Genomic DNA, 21629 nt, shown 5'->3' with positions numbered 1-21629 from the left:
GACAAATTAAGGACAGTCCCTCAACTTTCGTAAATGAAGCTGAGGGACTGTCCTTTTTAAGATAAGGCATGTTTTTAAAGCAGAAATCATAGTTTAGTATATATAGAAAATTCAGAAGGAGAGGGACAATATTGAGCATTGTTAGATTAGCAGATATTTTTTGGGATGGCATTACTTTGACTTTTGTAGACCATAAAGGAATCATTTATCCTTATTTAGCTTTTATGATTACAGCTTTTCTCTTTGAAATATTTCTTACAGTGTTAATAGTTGTATCTATTTATTTCTTTTATCAATCAGGGTATTCTCCAGACATTCTTTTTTACATCGGGTGTTGCGTTGTGTTTATGTTACTCGCCATGACAACGATTGCGATAAAATCAATTATTCTGAAGATTAAATGTGCATCAAACAACCATTAAATAATCTCCTTCTTCTTACGTAAATAGTAGTATAAGATGACACAGCAAATGGAGCAAAGTATGGATAATAATGCAATAAATCCATAGCCTGCCTGTTGTCCAATGACACCATTACTCGTATTAAACAAACGATTTATCCCATCTATAATGACGCCAATGAGCAGATTTCCGAGTACACTTGCAATTCCCATCAATGTAACTGTAAAGGTAATGGCAGTACCAGTTCCCTTTGGATATCTTTTTGCAAGTAATGCCATGACAGTCGGATAAATGGGGGCGATGCCAATTCCTGCAATCGCAAAAAGAATGGCCCCTTTTTCTCCAATGATAATGCCAGCAAAACTGCAAATACCCGAGAAACCAGCAAATATCATGATGGAAAGTGTGTAGCCGATTTTATCTGTTAACGGGCCAAGAAATAGTCTGGAAAGCATAAAAAATAAGAAAAACATTGATAACATACTAGAAGCTGTTTCTACATTCCAGGAATACGCTTTAATTAAAAAGTTAACTAACCAGCCTCCTACAGCTAGTTCAGACACTACGCCAAAGGAGAGAATCATTACAATGAGCCAAGCAACTGGATCGCGGAGTAAAAATCGATAAGATACATTCTCAGCATCGCTTCTTTCTTCCACTGGAAATTTGCCGAAGAAAGAAGGAATGATAGGCAAAAGGGCAAATAGTAATACAATAAAATACATTCCTCGCCAGCCTAATTCCTCTCCTGCGATTGTCCATTTCATCATCCAAGATGCAATGAGTGGTGCCACCATAGAGCTTAATCCATAGAAAAAGTGAGCAAGATTCATCATAAATCCAGTGTTTTTTGTAAAAATACGAGCAGCCATTATCCCGAGACCGATTTCAAGCATCCCGTTTCCAATATATAAAAGGAAATAGGAGGAAGAAAGGGTAAAATATTTTTCAGAGAGATAAAGACATATTCCAGAGACTGCCATAGATGCAAAAGCAACAATACCGGTCCATTTAATACCAATTTTATTAGCTAGGGCAGCGGTAAATGTACAGGCAATTAAATATCCGAGTGAATTAATTGCAAGCAAAAATCCAATTTGTGACTCACTTAAAAGGAAATCTGCCTGAATGATTGGAATGGCAGGTCCTTTGACATTCTCTGATAATCCGAAAATAAGGAACCCGCCAAAAATGATAATAAGGAGAAGATAGTAATTAAGCTTTGACAGTTCTTTACGAGAAGCGTTGATGTGATCCATAGGCATCCTTCCTTTTTTCCTAACTATGTGGCGTGAAAAATAGGCTGGGACAAAACAAAATAGCCAACCTGTAAAGACGAACAATCCTTAATTTAGCCCTTAAATAAAGGCTCCTTTTTCATGCTAGTTATTTATGATTTTAAATATAGTCAGTGTAAAAACTAATTCGTTTTTAAAGATTGTTTTTCTCTAAACTATTATGGAAATAGAAAAAATTAATTAATTGGAAAGACGGAGCACCCTGAATACACGTAGACTCCCTAAGGGAGCTACGAGAAAGTCCGAGACCCTGCAGGAGCGTGAGCTGTGAAGCGGCTCGGCGCTCGCCCCATGGAAAGCGAAGTGTATTCAGGCTGCGGATAATAACACCATCTTTACTGAAACAGCCTTTTATAAACCAATATAAACCCGAACAATCATATGGAACTACCGTATAGTTGTTCGGGTTTATCTATGGCTGGAATACTTATGTCCCAGCCTCATTATTTATGATAACGGGATTGACGAGATGGAAGATTTTCATTATTTTCTTCTGTAGGACTGTTATTGCTGTCTGATTGATTGGTTCTTTTATGAAGGAACTTTTTAAGTCCCTTAAAAGATAAGGTGATTACTAGATATATTCCGAAAAAAAGGAGAAAACCATTAATACCTGCAACAGCATCTGCAAACTCCATATTCCCCCGTCCAGTAATCCCCTGCTGAATTTCAATAGCAAATACTAATACTAGGATAAGCGTAAATGTATAGATAAAAGAAATACTCTTGATGCTCCAGGCTGCTAAGCGTTTAAAGATAAATTGCACAATAAAGAATGAAATAATTCCGATGATGCCGATAATCCATAAATGTAAATCTTTGTCTGTAGCTTGCCAGCCAAGAATAGAGGCAACTTCCATGATAATATCGTGAAAAATATTGACAATCTCAGCTATAATTTTAAAAAACTCTCCCATTTTATACCTCCCTATAAAAAGTTTCCTTTCATAAAATTATACTTGACGATTGGAAATAATAAAATAAGTAATCTATTATTATTCTATTCTTGAAATGCTCTTCAAGTTAAGGAATAAACATGTTATTTATAGGAGAAAAGGTGTTCATTACAACGAACTTTTGGGAATTATATATTAAGGGGCAATAACCATGCTGCTTTGGAATGGTAATAGACAAATAAGTTAGTATTAATCTCTGTATTATTTACTACTTACCAATTAGTAATTAATCATGATCCGTTTTTTACTATTGATTTTTTCCTATTTACGATATTAGCAGGGATTGTTGGCTGGAGGTATGATCTATCCAAATACTATGAAAAGAAAGCAAGGGATAGTGAAGAAAGCTATCGACTCCTTATGGATTCCTTGCCTGAATCCATTTTTATCCAATCGCAATCTGACAATAAATTGATTTATTCAATCATTCAGCTATAAGAATGATGGCAGTATCGAGTAGAGAAGACTTAATCAATAAATCCTTTGGAGATTTTGTATAGGCGGATTATATGGAGCGCTGGAGAACGAGAGTAAAGATGCGATGGAAAAAAAGAAGCCTCTCTCCCATATGGAATATAAAATGAAACGGATGGATGGAAGTATTTTTTTCTATGAAGCATCCTGTTTAGCGGTTAAGTTTAATGGGGAAAAAGCAGTATTGTCGATTGGAAAAGACGTTACAGTTAGTAAAGAGGAGACAATGAATTTACTGCAAAAGTCGGAAAAACTAGCGATTTTGGGAGAAATGTCTGCAGGGATTGCTCATGAAATTAGAAATCCACTAACTTCTATTAAAGGATTTATTCAGCTTGCTAAATCCGAAAATCCCCAACATAAGTATTTTGAGATTGTTTTATCAGAGATTGAAAGAATTAATAGCATTTTTGGAGAATTGCTTTTTCTAGCTAAGCCTACAGCTGATGTTTTCTTATTTAAAGATATTCGAATGATTATTGAAGATGTTGTTACTTTAATACATACTCAATTGAGCTTACATAACATTCAGATTAAAGAAGCGTATGAATGGGATATGCCGATGATTTTATCATTTTCCGACAGAAGACTCCCTCTTCCATTGTGTGCAGGGCTGTAGCCCAACGATAAGGGGGAGATGAATGTCGGTTGCGATAGCCAAAACACATCCTCTTATAATAAAACAAGAACATATATTCGTGTTAGAGGAGTGAGCGCGATGGTCGTTAATAAAGCATATAAGTTTCGTATCTGTCCCAATAAAAAACAAATGGAACTCATCAATAAAACGATTGGTTGTGTGAGGTTCACATTCCATTTCTTTCTAGGTAAGCAGAAAGACAAAGACGCTTATTGGTATATTGTTGCAGAAATGGTTCAAAATATTCAGCTTCCAACGAATAATTGGAAAGGAAAATGGTTGAACAAATATGAAACAGTAAAGGCAATTCCAGAATTAAAGAAACACTATTCTTTTCTGAAAGAAGTGGATAGTATTGCTTTGCAGAAATCGGTTGAAAACTTGGCTGATTCTTTTGAACGATACTACAAAAAACAAAATAAGTATCCACGCTTTAAATCGAAGAAGAATCCAGTGCAATCCTACACGACAAAGCATACAAACGGAAATATCGCTGTTGAAGGTAATTATATGAAGCTGCCTAAACTTGGTCTTGTTCGCTTTGCCAAAAGTCGTGAAGTTGAAGGCAAGATACGGAGTGCTACCATTAGACGTAATCCGTCAGGAAAGTACTTCCTTTCCATCGGGGCAGAAGTGGAAGTGATAGAGTTACCTAAAATAAATTCCGCTATTGGAGTAGATGTTGGGCTGAAAAATTTTGCTATTCTTTCAGATGGTACAACTTTCTCTAACCCTAAATTCTTTCGCACATTGGAAGAAAAGTTAGCTGCATTTCAACGAATCATGAGCAGACGAACCGTTGGTGGCTCAAACTGGTATAAAGTCAAACGAAAAGTTGCCTGCATTCACGAGAAAATGGCAAACGCAAGAAAGGATTACTTGCACAAAATCTCCACTGATATTGTCAAAAACCACGACATAATCGGGATGGAAGATTTGTGCGTATCAAGTATGTTGAAAAATCACAACCTTGCCAAAGCCATTAGTGAAGTATCATGGTCCTAATGATTTAATGATTACTCTATAGAAAAATCGAAAGACTTCTTCAACCCCAATTCTTTGGCGAGAAATACGAAAGTGATGGTGTAAGAGCCAGTTGGCAACTTTTCTACTGAAAACTCATACATAGCACTCCCACCAGGCTTCACGAAAACAGTAGAAGGAAGCTGTTTATAGCTTGAAGTTTTTAGCACCTTTACTAGTTCTCCGTCTGCTTTGCGAATAGTGTAGGCATATTGTTGCATTGTATCAAAATGAAAAGTAAAAGGATGCTTGGCATTATTTGTTACTTGAAAAACAAAATTCAGGCTATCTTCTTCTTGTGTATAAGAAATAGAAGCTTCCATCTTGCTTAAAACATTCTTATCCTCATCTTGAAAGTCGAAATCATCTTTTGTAGGAACAGTAGCAGCCATATCTTTGTCGCCTTTCTCTGATTCAGGTGTTTGCAATTCATTAGATAATTCTGTTTGTTCGGGGGAAGATTCATCTTGAGATTCCGTTGTTTTATCATCCGAGCAGGCAGTCAATAGTAGGATGATAAATAAAATAAGTCCCTTTTTATAGCACATTATTAAAGCTCCTTTTCATATTTATCGTTTTGTTTTTATAATAAATATAGGTAGAAAAGCACTTGCTGAATATTCCTAAATTGTCATTAATCTAGTATTACACAATATCAATATTATTATAATAATATTGTAATAGATGATAAGAAAAAATGAGAAAAAATAAGAATTTTAAAATAATTGTTAAAAAAACATTCTTTTTCCCTATCGTTTTTGCTATAGTAGTATTCAGACATCTCAGAATATTCCTATATGTATATCAATTATAATATAAAGTGGCAGATTACAAGGGGGGAACATGAAAAACTGTCATAAAAAAAATTGGGGGATTTGAAATGGTAAATTGGAAGAAAGTGATGGGAACTTCAGTATTATCCGCTAGTTTAGTTTTTACTTCTTTTGCTCCATTATTTGGAAATGTTGAAAATGTGGCAGCAAAGTCCAACCCTGTATTACATACTCAAGATGATTCTGCATTACCTTTTATGAGTAAACATGCAAGTGGTCCATTTGATATTGGCATGGTAAATGAAGAGAAGGTACTTGCAGCTTTAATGGAACAAGGAATCATTAGCAAAAATGCCTCGAAAGAAGAACAACAGAAGAAATTATTATCCTATTTAAAGAAGCGTGCAGATAAAGCGGAGGCATTGGTTGATGATCCGAAAGAAGTACGGACTGGTATTCAAAAGAAGGCAGGACTAGAGCCTGTGGCTGCAGGGACTCCGAAAGAGTCGAAAAAAGAAAAAATTGCAGCAAAAAAGACATCACCAGACTCGATTGTAGAGGAAAATTGGGATGGAGAAGTAATTACAGACGAAGTATTAGTATTACTTATTGATTTTCCAGATTATCTACATAGCAGTATCACACAAGAGGATAATCCAGTTCTCTTATACGATGACTATACAAAAGAGCATTATGAACAAATGGTATTCGGAGACTCAACTTATAAAGGTGGAAATGGCGAAGATTTCATTTCCATGAAAGCATTTTATGAAGAACAGTCAGGGGGAAGTTATACAATTGATGGAGTAGTCTCTGATTGGTACACTGCAAAACACCCAGCTGCTTATTATGGAGGAAACTATCCTACAGCAGATGGAAGTGACATTCGCCCAAGAGATTTAGTACAAGAAGCGTTAGAAGCTGCATCAAAAGATCCTAATATTGATTTGTCACAATTTGACCAAGAAGATCTTTATGATGTAGACGGAGATGGGAATTACCGGGAACCAGATGGCATCATTGATCATTTGATGATTGTACATGCGGGGACGGGAGAAGAAGCTGGTGGTGGCGCTATTGGTGCTGATGCTATTTGGTCACATAGCTGGAGTTTAGCAAGCCCTACTGTTATACCAGGTACAGAAGGTCTGGCAGAAGTCCCTTACTGGGGTGGAGGGTTAACAGCATATGACTATACGGTTCAGCCTGAAGATGGTGCAACAGGCGTTTTCGCCCATGAATTTGGACATGACTTAGGTTTACCTGATGAGTATGATACGAATTATACAGCTGGTGGTGTAGGTGCGCCTACAGATTACTGGACGATAATGGCTTCTGGAAGCTGGGCAGGTATCATTGGCGGTACAGAGCCTACTGGATTTAGTCCATACGATAAAGAGTACTTGCAAAATAAATGGCCAAATTCTAACTGGTTCAAACCAGTAGAATATAGCCTAGACGATATTATGGATGGGACGAAAACACTGAATATCGATCAAGCAAGTATGAAAGGGACAAACGCAGATGCCGTAAGAGTATCTCTTCCTAATAAGAAAACAGTTATTAACACGCCAACTAGTGGAGAATACGAGTATCATAGTGGAAGTGGGAATGATTTAAATAATGATCTCGTTACAACCGTTGATTTAACGAAAGGTACAGAAGCTGCATTAACTTTTAATGCTAATTATGATATTGAAGAAAATTGGGATTACGCTTCTGTACAAGTAGACGACGGTTCAGGATGGAAGGCAATTCCAGGTAATATTACAACCGATCAGGATCCAGAAGGATATGGACAAAATCCAGGACATGGTATTACTGGAACATCGAATGGATGGGTCAATGCTTCATTTGATTTATCTGCATATGCAGGGAAAGAAATTAAACTGAAAATAAATTACTGGACAGATAGTTATGTTGCAATGTCAGGTTTATATGTAGATGATCTAGTTGTTACTATTGATGGAGAAGAAGTTATTGTAGATGACGCAGAATCAGATGAATCCCCATTCACACTTGAAGGATTTGCAAAAAGTGATGGTTTAAAAGAGTCAGAGCATTATTATTTAGTAGAATGGAGAAACTGGGCAGCAGCGGATACAGCGTTAGGTAGAATAACTCGCGGTAACTCTGTATTAACACTGGATCCAGGAATGGTTGTTTGGTATGTGGACAATCTATATGACAATAACTGGGTAGGAGATCATCCAGGTGATGGATTTTTAGGAGTGGTAGATGCACATCAAGCAACTGCAGCATGGTCTGATGGAGAAGTAGCTTCTACTAGATACCAAATCCAAGATGCAGCATTTTCTTTAAACCCAACGGATAAAATGTTTATTGACTATTTAGCTGTTGATAATACAAGTATTACATTACCTTCTCAGCCAGCAGTTCCGACCTTTAATGATTACAAGGATTATTCTAATCCAGGTCAAATTTACTCTGGACGTAATGTGCCGAAATATGGGTTAAATATTAGTGTACTTTCACAAGCAGAGGACAATAGTTTAGCACAGATTCAATTATCTTATGATGATCATAATCCAAAAGTAGAAGTTAGTGGATTGAATCATACTTATTCAAGTAATGAAGGCTATAATACTCTTGATTTATCTGTCATCAGTGACGATGAAGCATTAGATCAAGATATTACTGTCACAGCAAAAGTAGTAAATAATAAGCAAGATACTGTTGTTTCTGCGGAACAAAAATATGTCTCTGATTTAGAAGAGAAAGAGTTAAACTTCCAGCTTACCCTTCCGGAAAAATTAGAATCTGGTGAATATACGCTAGAAGTCACCGTAGCAACAGCAGACGAGGTAATCGTCTCTAAAACAGATACATTTAATGTAGATAATGAAGCACCAATTCCAGATGTTGGAGAAAATAATGGTTCAACAGAGCCAATTAATCATGTTTCTGTAACAGTGAATATTCCAGACGCGAAGGAAGATACGCTAGAATACTTATGGTCTGAATCGAATGAGTTAGATTCTGTAGAATCTGTAACTGCTAAAGGGATGAAAAAAGCGGTAACGGAGATCGATGCATGGAAACCATTTAAAAATGGAGATACATTAACACTAGAAGGACACAGTGGAACATACTATCTACATGTTCGCGGGGAAGATGTATTAGGAAATGCTATTAAGTGGACTTCTAACGAATTTAATGTTGATACAGATGTACCTGCCATCACTTTAGATGGCGATAATCCATTAGTCATTCAAGCTGGTACTGAATATGTAGAACCAGGCTATACTGCAACGGATAATGTCGATGGCGATTTAACATCTTCTGTTGAAGTAAAAGGTCTAGAATCACTTGATGAAACGAAACCAGGAGAATATGTATTAACTTACACTGTAAGTGATGCAGCTGGAAATACAGTAGAAGTTCAAAGGAAAATTCATGTCGTCGATGAAGAAAAGCCTTATATTTCATTAACAGATGGTACGGTAGAAGTAGAAGCTGGAGATGAATACACAGAACCAGGCTATACTGCAATCGATAATGTCGATGGAGATATTACAGATAAAGTAGAGGTTGCTGGCGAAGTAGATACATTGAAACCAGGTGAATATACTCTAACCTATACAGCTACGGATTCCAGTGATAACAGCTATTCTGTTACTCGCCTAGTAAAGGTAATGGATACAACTGCACCAGACCTAGCTTTAAAGGGTGGAGAAAAAATCGTCATTGAAGGCGGGACAGAATATGTAGAACCAGGCTATACTGCTACGGATATTGTAGATGGAAATCTTACTGAAGCTGTTGCGGTATATGGAAGCGTAGATGTAACAAAAGTAGGAGAATACGAATTAAAATATCATGTAATCGACTCTAGTGGTAATGAAGCAATAGCGACTCGTACGGTTACGGTTCAAGATACTATAGCACCAGTAATTAAGCTTTCTGGTGAAGACACGATAACATTAGATTTAGGTCAAGCCTATTTAGAGCCTGGATTTACCGCTACTGATACGTTAGATGGCAATATTACCGATCAAGTAGTAGTATCTGGAACACTTCGCTTTGAAGTGGGAACTTATACAATTACGTATACAGTGACAGATGCTGCCGGAAATGAATCAACTGCTAAACGCACTGTTAAAGTCGTTGATAAAACGGCACCAAAGTTAACCTTAAAGGGCAGTCATTCAATCACTCTAACAAAGGGAGAGAAATATGAAGAGCCTGGTTACAAAGCAAGAGACAATGCAGATGGCGATTTAACAGATAAAGTAACCGTTTCTGGAAAAGTCGATACAAATAAAGTTGGAGCATATACACTGACTTATACTGTCGCTGACTCTTCTGGAAATAAAACATCTGTAGAAAGAATTATCATTGTGAATGAAGAACCTGGTACAGACAAAGATGATAATGACGGATCGAACAATGGTGACTCAGATAAAGATACTGATGGTCCATCCGATTCTACAGGCGGAACAGTAAATAACGGCAATTCAAATGGAACAAAAACTACTGGAAACACAAATAGCCATTCCGGTAGTAATCTACCAAATACGGCAACTTCCACTTATAATTGGATTTTAGCAGGAACAATTATAATAGTTGCTGGTATAAGTTTATTTATTATTCAAAGAAGAAGAAAAGCTTAATTAATGCATTATCTATACTGTACAGAAAAGAGGAATCATCTCTTTTCTGTACAGTATTTTATTTTAATGGTGACCATTTAGAAATATTAACGGTTTTGATGAAGCAGGTGGAGGGATTGTAGCAATTCTCCGTGTTATAATGACTACAATAATAGGAAATGGATGGTGGATATTGTGATTAACAATTTCGATGAAGTAGTAAATCGACGAAATACATATTCCGTTAAATGGGATGGTGGAAAGATGATTAAGGAGATGGGATTAACAGAGCGTTATGATGAGGAGACTATTCCGCTATTTACAGCAGATATGGATTTACCTGTACCACAAGCATTAGTTGATGCATTACATAAAACGGTTGATAATCGCATATATGGCTATTCCGTTTTTCCAGACGAATATTATGAAGCAATTCAGTACTGGTTCAAAAAAAGACATGATTGGAATATAGAGAGAGACTCTATTGTCTATAGTCCAGGAACGGTTCATGCGATTAATATGGCTGTTCGCGCTTTTACAGAAGCTGGCGATGGGGTAATTATTCAACGTCCGGTTTATCCGCCATTCACCTCAGCAATTGAAGAGAATGGAAGAGTAGTAAGAAATAATGCATTACTTAAAGACGAAGAAGGTTACTATACGATAGATTTTGCTGATTTTGAAGAAAAAGCAAAAGAAGAATCAACGAAGCTATTTATACTTTGCAATCCCCATAATCCAACTGGCCGTATTTTTACAGTTGCAGAACTTACTCGTATATATGAGATTTGTGTAAAACATAATGTGTTAATTATCGCAGACGAAATCCATGGCGATTTAATACGATGTAACCAGAAATTCACTCCAATTGCGATGGTTGCAGAAAATAATGACCATTTGATTACTTGTACGGCTATCAATAAAACATTTAATGTAGCAGGACTTCACTGTACAAATTTAATTATTCCGAATGTAAAGCTACGTAATAAATTTAAAAAGACAATGGGCCATCAATTAGCATCTCCTTTCACGATTTCGGCACTTATTGCAGTATATAAGGAAGGAGAAGAATGGCTCGAGGAACTAAAGGAATACATTGACGGAACAATGGAATGGGTGAAGGCATACATAGATGAACATATGCCAAAGGTCAAAGTAACAATTCCAGAAGGAACCTATATTATGTGGATGGATTTCGGAGGTTATGGAATTACGCCGGAAGAAGTACACGAACGTATTTATCATCGAGCAAATGTTTTACTGGAGGATGGCAGTATGTTTGGAGAAGAGGGAATTACTTATCAACGAATCTGCATCCCATCTCCAAGGTCAATTATTAAAGAAGCAATCGAAAGAATTGCGAGAGAATTTTCCGATTTGAAATAGAGAAACGTTTTGTATTAAGGGTCTGATACTAGAAGATACTTTTTTTATCTAGTGCAACAGGAAAAACTGTACACTTAGATGATAAGCTGTATCTTTTGCAATCAGATCCTTTTTTGAGCTGCCCATTTTTAATGTTTAGTTTTAATAAATAGGGGGAAAGGGGAGATGGGCAACTATTTAATGATTGGAACCGATACTTTTTTGATAGTTAAGAAAAAATTAAGTTTCTTTTTTTATCCTACAGATTAAGAAGAATTTTTAAGATTTATCATTTGCATACTAACGATTGAATATATTAGGTGTACAACTGTATAAAAAAATCAAAAGTGCTAATGATGTTACTAGGTATTTATCAAGTAGGTTAGTAGTAAAAGGAAGAAATTATGTTTTTAATTTTGTTTTATAGAAAGGGTTAGTTAAATGAAGAATATATTGATTAGAGCAGGCATGTCACCACTGGATATTTTTGATGCATCTTACATACTAAACAATAATTCGATAGGCGGGAATGTAGGAAACCTAATATATCAATATAGTGTTTTCCGTACATTAATGACAGAGGACACAATTATTACGCCAGATTACTATGATTATGAACTATCCAGAGCGGATGAAATTAATGAAAAATATGACTGTTATGTCATTCCATTGGCAGATGCATTTCGGAAAGAATTTGTTCCGATGTTACGAAAGTACACACAATTAATAAAAAAATTAAAGATTCCAGTTTATGTTATTGGTGTTGGACTTCGTGCTCCATTTGAACCAAAATTAAATGAGGGGTTTCCTTTTGATGAAGATGTAAAAGAGTTTATTAAGGCAGTATTAGAAAAATCAAATATAGTTGGATTACGAGGTGAGATTACCTCCAAGTATTTGACTGGTTTGGGCTTTAAGGAAGGAGTAGACCATACTGTAATTGGATGCCCTTCTATGTATACGTTTGGCAGAGAATTGAATGTTAGAGAAACGAATATTACGAAAGATTCTATGGTTTGTGTGAATTCTTCTCGATTATCTCCCAAAAATGTCCTTGACTTTATTACGAGAGGCATGCAGGAATATCCAAATCATTATTTTATTCCACAATGGCTTAAAGAATTAAGACTAGTACATTTAGGTGCACCAGCAATAGCGCCAGACAGCAACAATTATCCAGTTAAGATTTCTGACGCAGCATATGCAAATAATAGAGTTCGCTATCCATTGAATGCTCCAACTTGGTTTGATTTTATTGGTCAAGCCGATTTAAGCTTTGGAGCGAGATTACATGGAAATATTACTGCAACTATTTCTGGAACACCAAGCATCATTATTCCAAAGGATGCTCGGATGAGGGAGTTGGCAGAATATCATCAGCTAACACATGTGATGGCAAATGAAATTAATGAAAAAACAAGTTTATCTGACTTGATTGAAAAAGTAGATTTCCAACAGTCGACAAAACGTCAAGCTGAGAATTTTGATAACTATATTAATTTCCTGAATAAAAATAAAATCGATCATATTTATAAAGAAACGAATCACCCAGCTCGAATACCATTGGAAGAAAGATTGTCTAACGTTTCATTACTTCCATTAGAAGTACCAATTAGTGCTTGTAGTATTGAAGAAACGGTTACTAGATGGGAGAATTTCTATTCGGGAGAATCTCCACAAATTAGTGCATTGAAAAAGAAAGTAAAAGAAAAAGACAATAAGATTAAAAAGCTAGAAGGACAATTAAATCGAAAGTCTGTCAAACTAGTATTGAAAGCTGCAAATGTATTTAGCTAAAGCCTTTTTTCCGTAAAGGTTGATGCCGTTTAATGAAATACATTAGGATAATGCTCTTCATTTAAAGTACATCCTTTTAATAATTAGTTAATACAATCGAAGCAACAATCTTTAAGAAAATACTCAAGTAAAAAAAGATAAAGCACCCAAGTTAAACATTGTGGTGCTTATTTAAATAAGGATTCACTTTAAACGCTAGGTTTAAAAGCATTCTATCGTGTCAAAAATATAAAAATGCGTGTCTTATAAACACAGGCTAAACAGGACGAAGGTACGAAAAAAAATGTGGTGGGGAAGAAGCGAATATGAAAAAAATATTAATTAGAGCTGGTATGTCACCCTTAGAACCATTTGATGCTGCAAAAATGATGATTGATAATACCTTTGGTGGGAATATCGGAAACCTAATCTATCAATTCAGTGTGTTTCGGACTTTGATGACTGAAGATACTATAATTACACCAGATTATTATACATATGGCCCTGAGAGAGCAGATGAAATAAACGAAAATTATGATTGCTATGTTATCCCTTTAGCAGATGCTTTTCGTAATGAATTTATTCCATCACTTAGACGGTATACGAAGTTAATCAATAAGTTGGAAATTCCAGTTATTGTAATTGGTGTTGGATTAAGAGCTCCTTTTGAACCAAAGCTAAATGAAGGCTTTCCGTTCGATAAAGATGTGAAAAATTTTGTTCAAGCCGTTTTAAAGAAATCATCTATTATTGGCGTCCGTGGAGAAATTACAGCAAAATATCTAACCCGTTTAGGTTTTCGTGAAGGCATTGACCATGTAGTAATTGGCTGTCCTTCCATGTATACATTTGGAAGAGAATTACATATAAGAAACACACACATAACGAAAGAGTCAAAAATCTGCGTTAACTCTTCTCGCCGTTCCCAAAAGAAGGTACTAGATTTTATTGCTAGAGGGATGGAAGAGTATCCCAATCATTATTTTGTTCCACAATGGTTAAAAGAGTTGAAATTAACGTATTTAGGAGCACCATCCATAGCAGAAGTAAGCAAAAAATATCCAATTAAAATGTCAGATCCAGTATATATGAACAATAGAGTCCGATTTTTCTTAAATGTACCTACATGGTTGGACTTTATGAAAGATGCTGATTTGAGTTTTGGTGCAAGGCTGCATGGGAATATTGCAGCAACGATTGCTGGAACCCCAAGTTTAATCATTCCAAAGGATGCTCGGATGAGGGAATTGGCTGAGTATCACCAACTAACAAAAATAATGGCTAATAAAATAACGAGCCAGACAACCTTGTCTGGAATAATAGAGAAAAGTGATTTCCAAGCACCTACAAAGGTACAAGCTAAGAATTTTGATCACTTTATTGATTTTCTTAATATGAATAAATTAGAGCATATTTATAAAGATACAAATACACCATCGATTATTCCATTAGATCAAAGGCTGGCAGAAATTCAGCTTCAACCTCCTGTGCAACCATTAAGTGGATGTAGTCTAGAGGAAATGGTAGAGCGATGGGAGCGATATTATCCATTAGAAAATAGCCAAAAAAATGCAAGTTCACCATCCATTACAAAAGAACATTTAATGGCAATGTTTATCGAAATGATTACAACAAAAAAGGAGAAAGTCTTCAAAAGGTTTTCCAAGGTAGGCAGTAAGTAACAATAAACTTAGAGAAAAAGTAGATAGCTATTAGAAAGTATTTCGTTTTCCTTTCTAATAGTTATATTTAGTTATCCGCATCTTATAAAAAGATTTTTTATAAAACGCGACGTATTCTTTACCAATAGACAAAAGATAATATATAATAGAGAAGAAGGAATTCCACTTTTTTGTGGACTTGCTATATTTTTTTACTAAATTGAAAGGATGATTTTTATTGTTATTCAACAGGCAGTACAAACCGAATTAATTAAAAAGTATTGGGAAATGCATGAAAGTAAGAAAGAGAGGCCGTATCTTGTAAAGCCTTCGATGCCAGTTATGTATTTTGGTAATAGTAAGAAGTATTTTGAATCCCCTATCCGCATCATTACTGTAGGTCTAAATCCGTCTAGGCGCGATTTCCCTGACCCTGACCCTTTCCAAAGGTTTCAATCGATGAAACGAGACCATCACTATCAATTCAATCAACAATATATTACTGCACTTGACCAGTATTTTGAAAAAGACCCATATAAAGCATGGTATGAGCCTTCTTTTGAACCGATTTTGAATGGAATAAATGCGAGCTTTTATGGTAATAGAGAAAATACGGCATTGCATACAGATATTTGCTCACCGCTTGCAACGAATCCGACTTGGGATAGTTTAAGCAAAGAAGCAAAGAAAGACCTTCAAGCTAGTGGCGTGAAATTATGGCATGAGCTTATTGAATACTTACAACCAGATGTTATTCTTATTTCGGTTGCGGGAGAGCATCTATCAAAAATTAAATTTGAGACAGAAAGTGATTGGGAGACAGTTTATACGGTTCCTAATTCACGTTATTTAATTAATAGTAAGAAAGTAAAATTATCGAATAAAACAGCTGATGTTTACTATGGTAGATCGGCAGAAATTCCATTTGGCCAAGTTTCTCAAAGCAATAAGGTGAAGATTGGTGAATATATTAAGGTGATTACCGAGAAAACAGATCAGCCAATTGATTTTAGAGCCATTCATCATGCTGCTTTAGAATCGGAACAACATGATAATGAACTTTTTGGCTGGAGCCAGGAAGCGAACTAATGAAAAAGGAATCAGACATTTTTTGTTTGATTCCTTTTTGCAACCTACATTAAATGCATTTATTCTTAAGGGAAAATCATGGATTTAATGTTTTTTTTGAAGTTTACTATTAGATTCAACGAGACGATAAGAAGATACTTGGGAAGTTTGAATGGCTTCGAATCATTCGGTGCCAATGAAATCCGTCATATTCAGAAGTTGAATATTGAAGATCACAAAATCAGGTTTTATGTCTATATATTCTTGCATGATTTTAGCAAAACCACTAATTCCGTAAGCCCTCGTATGTCCATTTTCTAAACGCTCCTGTATTACAAAAATAATGTTTCATAACATTGTTAATCACCTTGCTGGTGCAATTTTTAATCTGTAATTTTTTCATTGCTCATATAAAGAATAAAGATAAAAGAAATTGCTAGTGGGACAAATGTCCATAAGAATGTACTACTGATAGAGTCTGATAGAGCTTGTGTTATTTGCTTTAAAATATCTGCTGGAATATGTGCACGAGCTTCTGGTGATAAAATATTTCTGCTATCATTTCCTATACATTACCTGTTACTAGGGAAAGGTTGCTTTTAATTGATAAAATGTTAGAAATTTTTCATCGAGCAAATTTTCCAGAAGATAAAATCTTTTTTACCGTAACTTATATCAATACGTATGTAACCTCCTATGGGCTGGATGAACAAAAACAGCAGAAGCTATTGGATGAAATGGGTGCGGAAGCAATTAGACAAAAATTTATTACTTCCGTTTCTGATATCTCAAAAGAAGAGGCGCCGTATATTCATCATCATTTTAAAAATCCTGATAGTGGATTAAAAAATAAAGAGAATTTTATGCTCGGCTTAAGGATCATTATTGTAGGTATACAGAGAGAGATTGGGGAATAGAGCTGAGTCTTTGGCGTATCGAAGGCCGATGAAAAGGATGTAGGGCTTTGAAAACGAAAAATAAAGTTTGAACTCTTCGCTTTTAATCACGACATATAGTTTGGTTTTAATACTCTTTTTTGTAAATAATAAGCAGAGAACTAAAATCATTATAGCCTATTACTATATATACCAATACGCAAGAATGAGAAATACAAGTTAAACTTTGTGAAAACAGGGTGCTTTTATGGTAATATATTGAAGTGATTTATAAAGATTGGAGTGCGACAACAGTGATAAAACAATATTGCGGATGGGTCTCATTCCTTAGTTGATTTTTCAAAGATCCTTTTAGAACAATCAAGTGTTGCAGAAGAAAATATTAGGAAAACGAGTGAAGTAGTTTCGATTATAAAAAAAGTGGCCGATCAGACGAATTTATTAGGATTAAATGCTGCTATTGAAGCAGCAAGAGCTGGGGAGAAGGGTAAAGGTTTTGAAGTAGTCGCAAATGAAATTCGTAAGTTCTCAAAAGAAACGGTCACCTTTACACAGACTATCGCCCAAACGATGGAACAAATTAAAAATACGACTAATTCGATCAATGAATCGATTGAAAAAATAGCAGCTATTGGTGAAAAACAAGCAGACTCGATTCAACATACTTCAGTCTTTATGGAACAAATTTTAGAAATGGCTAAAAAGCTAAATGACTATTCAAATAAATTGTAGTTATTTATGATTTAAAGAGGGAATACCCGTGACTTCAGTCGTGGGTATCCTCTCTTTTCTTTTTAATTTTTTTCAAAAAATAAAACTAGAAAATAGAAAACGTATGTCGTTTTGATGAAATAAGCTTAAGGGAGGTGGGGGATTTAGGAAAAACTGAGAAATGATTCGGAGTACAAAAAGAAATATTGAAGCTAAGAACAAGAAATGAATATTTGGCATTGCGTACATTAAGTCAATTGAGCAAGAATAGGTACAATGTTGGTTTGTATTCTGTTCGCCAACACTTTTTTTGAAACAAAAAATATCTATGCTTACACTCGTAACACAAATCAGATGGAGCCTTCTTGCTGAAAAGGATAAATCAAATTATTAATCGTCATGCTTATCGTTGCAATTTGGATGCGCAACCATCCATATGATATAGGCATTCCTGCATATGGAGCAAGTGAATTAACGAAACCATCTTCGCCAAAAAGTAATTCCTTCCTTGCGCCGATTCAAGCTCTGCTGTTCGCATAAAAAAAAGGTCCTTATGGATTTAGCGGGAACTTTCTTTTTTTACGGCTTCTCCACTAATGGATTAATTGGAACTCATTTAATATCTGCTGGTCATGACCATGGAATGCCACAAGTTACGGCAGCTGGCTTACTTGCTTTTATGGGCATTTTCAATTTGATTGGTACCACTTTTTCTGGATGGTTATCTGATCGTTATGATAATCCTAAATTGTTATTCTGGTATTATGATTTTAGGTAACTTTATCCAATCCTAAAGGCTATTAAAAGTAAAGTATTTTGTATGTACAACTAAAAATATTTTAGCTAGCTATAATTGTCAATAAATTTTCGGAAAAATAGTAATTATTTAGATGGTATAATAAAATATATGGAAATTTTTTCCCCTTTATAAAATTTTAGTTTTCATTTTAAAGAAAATCAGTTATAATCCATTATGTTGTCAAATAATCTAACAAAATAAACACTCGTATAATAGCAGGAATATGGCCTGCAAGTTTCTACCAGATGACCGTTAATCATCTGACTACGGGTAAGCGTATAAAATGGAGATATACTGATCTATGGCATAAGTAGAGCAGTTTATTTTGCTCGAAAAAGCACATTCGCTTACTCATAGAGTAAGCGAATGTGCTTTTTTGCGTATTAAGAAAGGACAGGAAAAGCACAAGAATAGTGAAACTGTCCTCTAAAAAAGGAGAGAGTCTAGTTAATGGATTTACTGAAGAAGAAAATTGGAGAAGAAGGTATTGTTTTAAGTGATCATGTATTAAAAGTAGATTCATTCATAAATCATCAAATGGACCCTCATCTTATGAAAGAAATAGGCCTAGAATTTGCTAGATTGTTTAAAGAAGCGGGAATTACTAGAATCTTAACAATAGAGTCATCTGGTATCGCACCAGCTATAATGGCTGGTCTAGCATTAGATGTTCCCGTCATTTTTGCAAGAAAAAGAAAATCCCTGACATTAACAAGTGATTTGTATACAGCAACGGTTTATTCCTTTACTAAACGAGAGTCAAATGAAATTACTGTTTCTAAAAAGTATATTCATCCAGATGACCATGTTCTAGTAATTGATGACTTTTTGGCTAATGGACAGGCTGCTCTTGGCTTAGCGAACATTGTCGAGCAAGCTGGTGCGACTGTAAGTGGGATTGGGATATTGATCGAAAAGTCATTCCAGCAAGGAGCAGAAGAGTTAATCGCAAAAGGCTATCGATTAGAGTCTTTAGCAAGAATTGCATCTTTAAAGGGTGGAAAAGTTACATTTGCTGAACAACGAATACACGAAGGCATATATGCAGGAGGATATTAAAATGGAAAAAATGACAGCAAAAACTTGGTCTGTAGGTCTACAACATGTACTAGCGATGTATGCAGGTGCTGTGCTCGTGCCTTTAATAGTTGGTGGAGCTCTTAAATTAACATCAGAACAATTAGCATACCTTATTTCAATTGATCTATTAACTTGTGGGATAGCGACATTGTTACAGGTTTGGAAAAACAAATTCTTTGGAATCGGTCTTCCTGTTATGTTAGGTTGTACATTTACAGCTGTTGGTCCAATGATTGCAATTGGCAGTAAGCATGGAATATCCGCTATTTATGGGGCAATTATTGTTTCTGGTATTATTGTCGTTCTTATTTCATCTATTTTCAGTAAACTAGTAAAATTCTTTCCACCAGTTGTTACTGGCTCTGTTGTTACAATCATAGGTCTTACTTTAATCCCTGTAGCTTTTAATGATATGGCTGGAGGAGAAGGTAGTGCAGATTTTGGTAACCTAAAAAATTTAATTCTTGCTTTTGGTGTGTTAGCAATCATTATTTTACTTAATAAATTTACAACTGGATTTATCAAAACAATCTCTATCTTACTAGGTATTATTATTGGAACCATTATTGCATCATTTATGGGGATGGTTCATTTTTCAGAGGTAGGAGAAGCAAAGTGGCTTCATGGAATTACTCCGTTTTATTTCGGGGCTCCAACCTTTGATCTTACTTCTATCATTACGATGACACTTGTTGCAATTGTGAGTTTAATTGAATCAACAGGCGTTTATTTAGCACTCGGGGATATTACAAACAAAGAGGTATCCGAAAAGGATTTAGCGAAGGGGTATCGTTCAGAAGGATTGGCATCTGTTATTGGCGGGGTTTTTAATTCATTCCCTTACACTGCGTATTCGCAAAATGTTGGGCTTGTTCAGCTAACAGGTGTAAAAACGAAAAATGTCATTTATGCAGCTGGTACGATTTTAATTATTTTAGGTTTTATTCCTAAAATCGCAGCTATTACAACATTGATTCCAACTCCAGTCCTTGGGGGAGCTTCTCTTGCAATGTTTGGAATGGTTGTATCCTATGGTATTAAAATGCTAGGTAAGGTTGACTTTAATCAACAAGGAAATTTATTAATTCTTGCATGTTCGATTGGGATGGGACTTGGTGTAACCGTCGTTCCTGATATTTTTATGAAATTCCCAGAAAGCATCCGTATTCTTTTCCAAAGTGGTATCGTGGCAGGTGGAATAACCGCGATTATTTTAAATATTTTGTTTAATATTATTCCAGGTTCTCGTGTAAAAACAACTCAAATGGGAGAAAAGACAGTAGCTTAACATATCCTAGAGCAAAGCTTTAAGAAGAAAGAGGCTGGGACAAAACAAAATAGCCAACCTGTAAAGACGAACAATCCTTAATTTAGCTCTTAAATAAAGGCTACTTTTTCATGCTAGTTATTTATGATTTTAAATATAGTCAGTGTAAAAACTATTATGGAAATAGAAAAAATTAATTAATTGGAAAGACGGAGTAGCCTGAATACACGTAGACTCCCTCCAGAAAAGTTGATATACCAACGTTTGTAGTAGATTTTTTGAGAAATAAAAAATTTTTTAAAAGTTATTTCAGACTCATTTCAGGTGGTGTTACCCATTTTTTTAAATAACTGGGAATCAAGAAGACGCTCCTATGGGAGCTGCGAGAAAGTCCGAGACCCTGCAGGAGCGTGAGCGACGAAGCGGCTCGGCGCTCGCCCCATGGAAAGCGAAGTGTATTCAGGATGCGGATAATAACACCATCTTTACTGAAACAGCCTTTATAAACCAATATAAACCCGAACAATCATATGGAAATATCGTATGGTTGTTCGGGTTTATTTATGGCTGGAATACTTATGTCCCAGCCTCTTTTTTTGGCAGAAAAATTACGGTGTTTTAGGGGGATATGAAAAAGTGTGTCAGATAATGTAACAAAATCCTTTTCAAAGCATCATCTTTCATATATTATGTAAACTACACGGTGTATAGTTAGAAAATTCCGAAAACGACCCTTTCCCTAATCCATTTCATCCACCACATTTTGCTTAATAAAACTCATCAATCAGAATAATTTTATGGAATTAATTTATAGAGGAGGTATGCACC

Annotated in this window: 15 protein-coding genes, 2 pseudogenes and 1 riboswitch; of the genes and pseudogenes, 14 read left to right on the top strand and 3 right to left on the bottom strand. The window is 35.4% G+C overall.

Annotated elements, in window-relative coordinates; genetic code table 11:
• Nucleotides 1–131: 131 nt before the first annotated feature.
• The gene (locus AB3U99_RS20295) at nucleotides 132–422 is read left to right on the top strand and encodes a hypothetical protein (protein ID WP_400243543.1); all 291 of its coding nucleotides are present in this window, start codon (nucleotides 132–134) and stop codon (nucleotides 420–422) included.
• Here the strand turns inward: AB3U99_RS20295 and AB3U99_RS20290 are convergent.
• Nucleotides 419–1660, bottom strand: a complete 1242-nt coding sequence (locus tag AB3U99_RS20290; protein ID WP_400243542.1) for an MFS transporter — start codon at nucleotides 1658–1660, stop codon at nucleotides 419–421. The two genes, AB3U99_RS20295 and AB3U99_RS20290, sit on opposite strands and share 4 nt — an antisense overlap.
• 482 nt (nucleotides 1661–2142) lie before the next feature.
• Entirely contained in the window at nucleotides 2143–2616 is a 474-nt protein-coding gene (locus AB3U99_RS20285) for a hypothetical protein (protein ID WP_400243540.1), read from the bottom strand.
• 580 nt (nucleotides 2617–3196) lie between these two features.
• Between AB3U99_RS20285 and AB3U99_RS20280 the strand changes: the two genes are divergently transcribed.
• Both AB3U99_RS20280 and AB3U99_RS20275 read left to right on the top strand, forming a co-directional pair.
• Nucleotides 3197–3748, top strand: coding sequence for a histidine kinase dimerization/phospho-acceptor domain-containing protein (locus AB3U99_RS20280; RefSeq protein ID WP_400243538.1), 552 nt, complete (start codon nucleotides 3197–3199; stop codon nucleotides 3746–3748).
• A 99-nt stretch (nucleotides 3749–3847) separates the two neighbouring features.
• Nucleotides 3848–4771 (top strand): annotated as a pseudogene (locus tag AB3U99_RS20275) (RNA-guided endonuclease TnpB family protein); the annotation flags it as partial.
• Between the two features lie 14 nt (nucleotides 4772–4785).
• On the opposite strand, the gene AB3U99_RS20270 reads toward AB3U99_RS20275, so the two are convergent.
• Nucleotides 4786–5340 carry a BsuPI-related putative proteinase inhibitor gene (locus tag AB3U99_RS20270; RefSeq protein WP_400243537.1) on the bottom strand — a complete coding sequence of 185 codons (555 nt, stop codon included), beginning with the start codon at nucleotides 5338–5340 and terminating at the stop codon, nucleotides 4786–4788.
• A 332-nt stretch (nucleotides 5341–5672) separates the two neighbouring features.
• Here AB3U99_RS20270 and AB3U99_RS20265 point away from each other — a divergent pair, with 332 nt between their 5' ends.
• From AB3U99_RS20265 to AB3U99_RS20215, 11 genes and pseudogenes are all read left to right on the top strand, one after another.
• The gene (locus tag AB3U99_RS20265; RefSeq protein WP_400243536.1) at nucleotides 5673–10199 is read left to right on the top strand and encodes an immune inhibitor A domain-containing protein; all 4527 of its coding nucleotides are present in this window, start codon (nucleotides 5673–5675) and stop codon (nucleotides 10197–10199) included.
• A gap of 174 nt (nucleotides 10200–10373) precedes the next feature.
• On the top strand, nucleotides 10374–11564 hold the full coding sequence (locus AB3U99_RS20260) for a MalY/PatB family protein (RefSeq protein WP_400243535.1): 1191 nt from the start codon (nucleotides 10374–10376) through the stop codon (nucleotides 11562–11564).
• Between the two features lie 420 nt (nucleotides 11565–11984).
• On the top strand, nucleotides 11985–13340 hold the full coding sequence (locus AB3U99_RS20255; RefSeq protein ID WP_400243534.1) for a polysaccharide pyruvyl transferase family protein: 1356 nt from the start codon (nucleotides 11985–11987) through the stop codon (nucleotides 13338–13340).
• Nucleotides 13341–13645: 305 nt separating this feature from the next.
• Nucleotides 13646–15001: a polysaccharide pyruvyl transferase family protein gene (locus AB3U99_RS20250; RefSeq protein WP_400243533.1), complete on the top strand. Its 1356-nt coding sequence runs from the start codon at nucleotides 13646–13648 to the stop codon at nucleotides 14999–15001.
• 207 nt (nucleotides 15002–15208) lie between these two features.
• Entirely contained in the window at nucleotides 15209–16069 is an 861-nt protein-coding gene (locus tag AB3U99_RS20245) for a hypothetical protein (protein WP_400243532.1), read from the top strand.
• 527 nt (nucleotides 16070–16596) lie between these two features.
• Nucleotides 16597–16965, top strand: a complete 369-nt coding sequence (locus AB3U99_RS20240; RefSeq protein ID WP_400248135.1) for a TetR/AcrR family transcriptional regulator C-terminal domain-containing protein — start codon at nucleotides 16597–16599, stop codon at nucleotides 16963–16965.
• Nucleotides 16966–17355: 390 nt separating this feature from the next.
• A pseudogene (locus AB3U99_RS20235) lies at nucleotides 17356–17676 on the top strand (methyl-accepting chemotaxis protein); the annotation flags it as partial.
• A 532-nt stretch (nucleotides 17677–18208) separates the two neighbouring features.
• On the top strand, nucleotides 18209–18433 hold the full coding sequence (locus AB3U99_RS20230; protein ID WP_400243531.1) for a hypothetical protein: 225 nt from the start codon (nucleotides 18209–18211) through the stop codon (nucleotides 18431–18433).
• 206 nt (nucleotides 18434–18639) lie between these two features.
• Nucleotides 18640–18741: riboswitch (purine riboswitch) on the top strand.
• A 163-nt stretch (nucleotides 18742–18904) separates the two neighbouring features.
• A complete protein-coding gene (locus AB3U99_RS20225) occupies nucleotides 18905–19513 on the top strand; it encodes a xanthine phosphoribosyltransferase (protein ID WP_400243529.1) in 609 nt (202 codons plus the stop codon).
• Nucleotide 19514: 1 nt separating this feature from the next.
• Nucleotides 19515–20822 carry a nucleobase:cation symporter-2 family protein gene (locus AB3U99_RS20220; protein WP_400243527.1) on the top strand — a complete coding sequence of 436 codons (1308 nt, stop codon included), beginning with the start codon at nucleotides 19515–19517 and terminating at the stop codon, nucleotides 20820–20822.
• Between the two features lie 352 nt (nucleotides 20823–21174).
• On the top strand, nucleotides 21175–21423 hold the full coding sequence (locus AB3U99_RS20215; protein WP_400243525.1) for a hypothetical protein: 249 nt from the start codon (nucleotides 21175–21177) through the stop codon (nucleotides 21421–21423).
• Nucleotides 21424–21629: the final 206 nt, after the last annotated feature.

Source organism: Niallia tiangongensis (genome assembly GCF_044704065.1).
Lineage (GTDB): Bacteria > Bacillota > Bacilli > Bacillales > Cytobacillaceae > Niallia > Niallia tiangongensis.
The sequence above is the reverse complement of the archived record's forward strand: the minus strand, read 5'-3'. Positions and strand labels throughout refer to the sequence as shown.

Coding starts and splice junctions, on each gene's coding strand:
- AB3U99_RS20290 (WP_400243542.1), bottom strand. CDS start 1,660: ATGGATCACATCAACGCTTCTCGTAAAGAACTGTCAAAGCTTAATTAC.
- AB3U99_RS20285 (WP_400243540.1), bottom strand. CDS start 2,616: ATGGGAGAGTTTTTTAAAATTATAGCTGAGATTGTCAATATTTTTCAC.
- AB3U99_RS20280 (WP_400243538.1), top strand. CDS start 3,197: ATGGAAAAAAAGAAGCCTCTCTCCCATATGGAATATAAAATGAAACGG.
- AB3U99_RS20270 (WP_400243537.1), bottom strand. CDS start 5,340: ATGTGCTATAAAAAGGGACTTATTTTATTTATCATCCTACTATTGACT.
- AB3U99_RS20265 (WP_400243536.1), top strand. CDS start 5,673: ATGGTAAATTGGAAGAAAGTGATGGGAACTTCAGTATTATCCGCTAGT.
- AB3U99_RS20255 (WP_400243534.1), top strand. CDS start 11,985: ATGAAGAATATATTGATTAGAGCAGGCATGTCACCACTGGATATTTTT.
- AB3U99_RS20250 (WP_400243533.1), top strand. CDS start 13,646: ATGAAAAAAATATTAATTAGAGCTGGTATGTCACCCTTAGAACCATTT.
- AB3U99_RS20245 (WP_400243532.1), top strand. CDS start 15,209: ATGATTTTTATTGTTATTCAACAGGCAGTACAAACCGAATTAATTAAA.
- AB3U99_RS20230 (WP_400243531.1), top strand. CDS start 18,209: ATGGATTTAGCGGGAACTTTCTTTTTTTACGGCTTCTCCACTAATGGA.
- AB3U99_RS20225 (WP_400243529.1), top strand. CDS start 18,905: ATGGATTTACTGAAGAAGAAAATTGGAGAAGAAGGTATTGTTTTAAGT.
- AB3U99_RS20220 (WP_400243527.1), top strand. CDS start 19,515: ATGGAAAAAATGACAGCAAAAACTTGGTCTGTAGGTCTACAACATGTA.
- AB3U99_RS20215 (WP_400243525.1), top strand. CDS start 21,175: ATGGGAGCTGCGAGAAAGTCCGAGACCCTGCAGGAGCGTGAGCGACGA.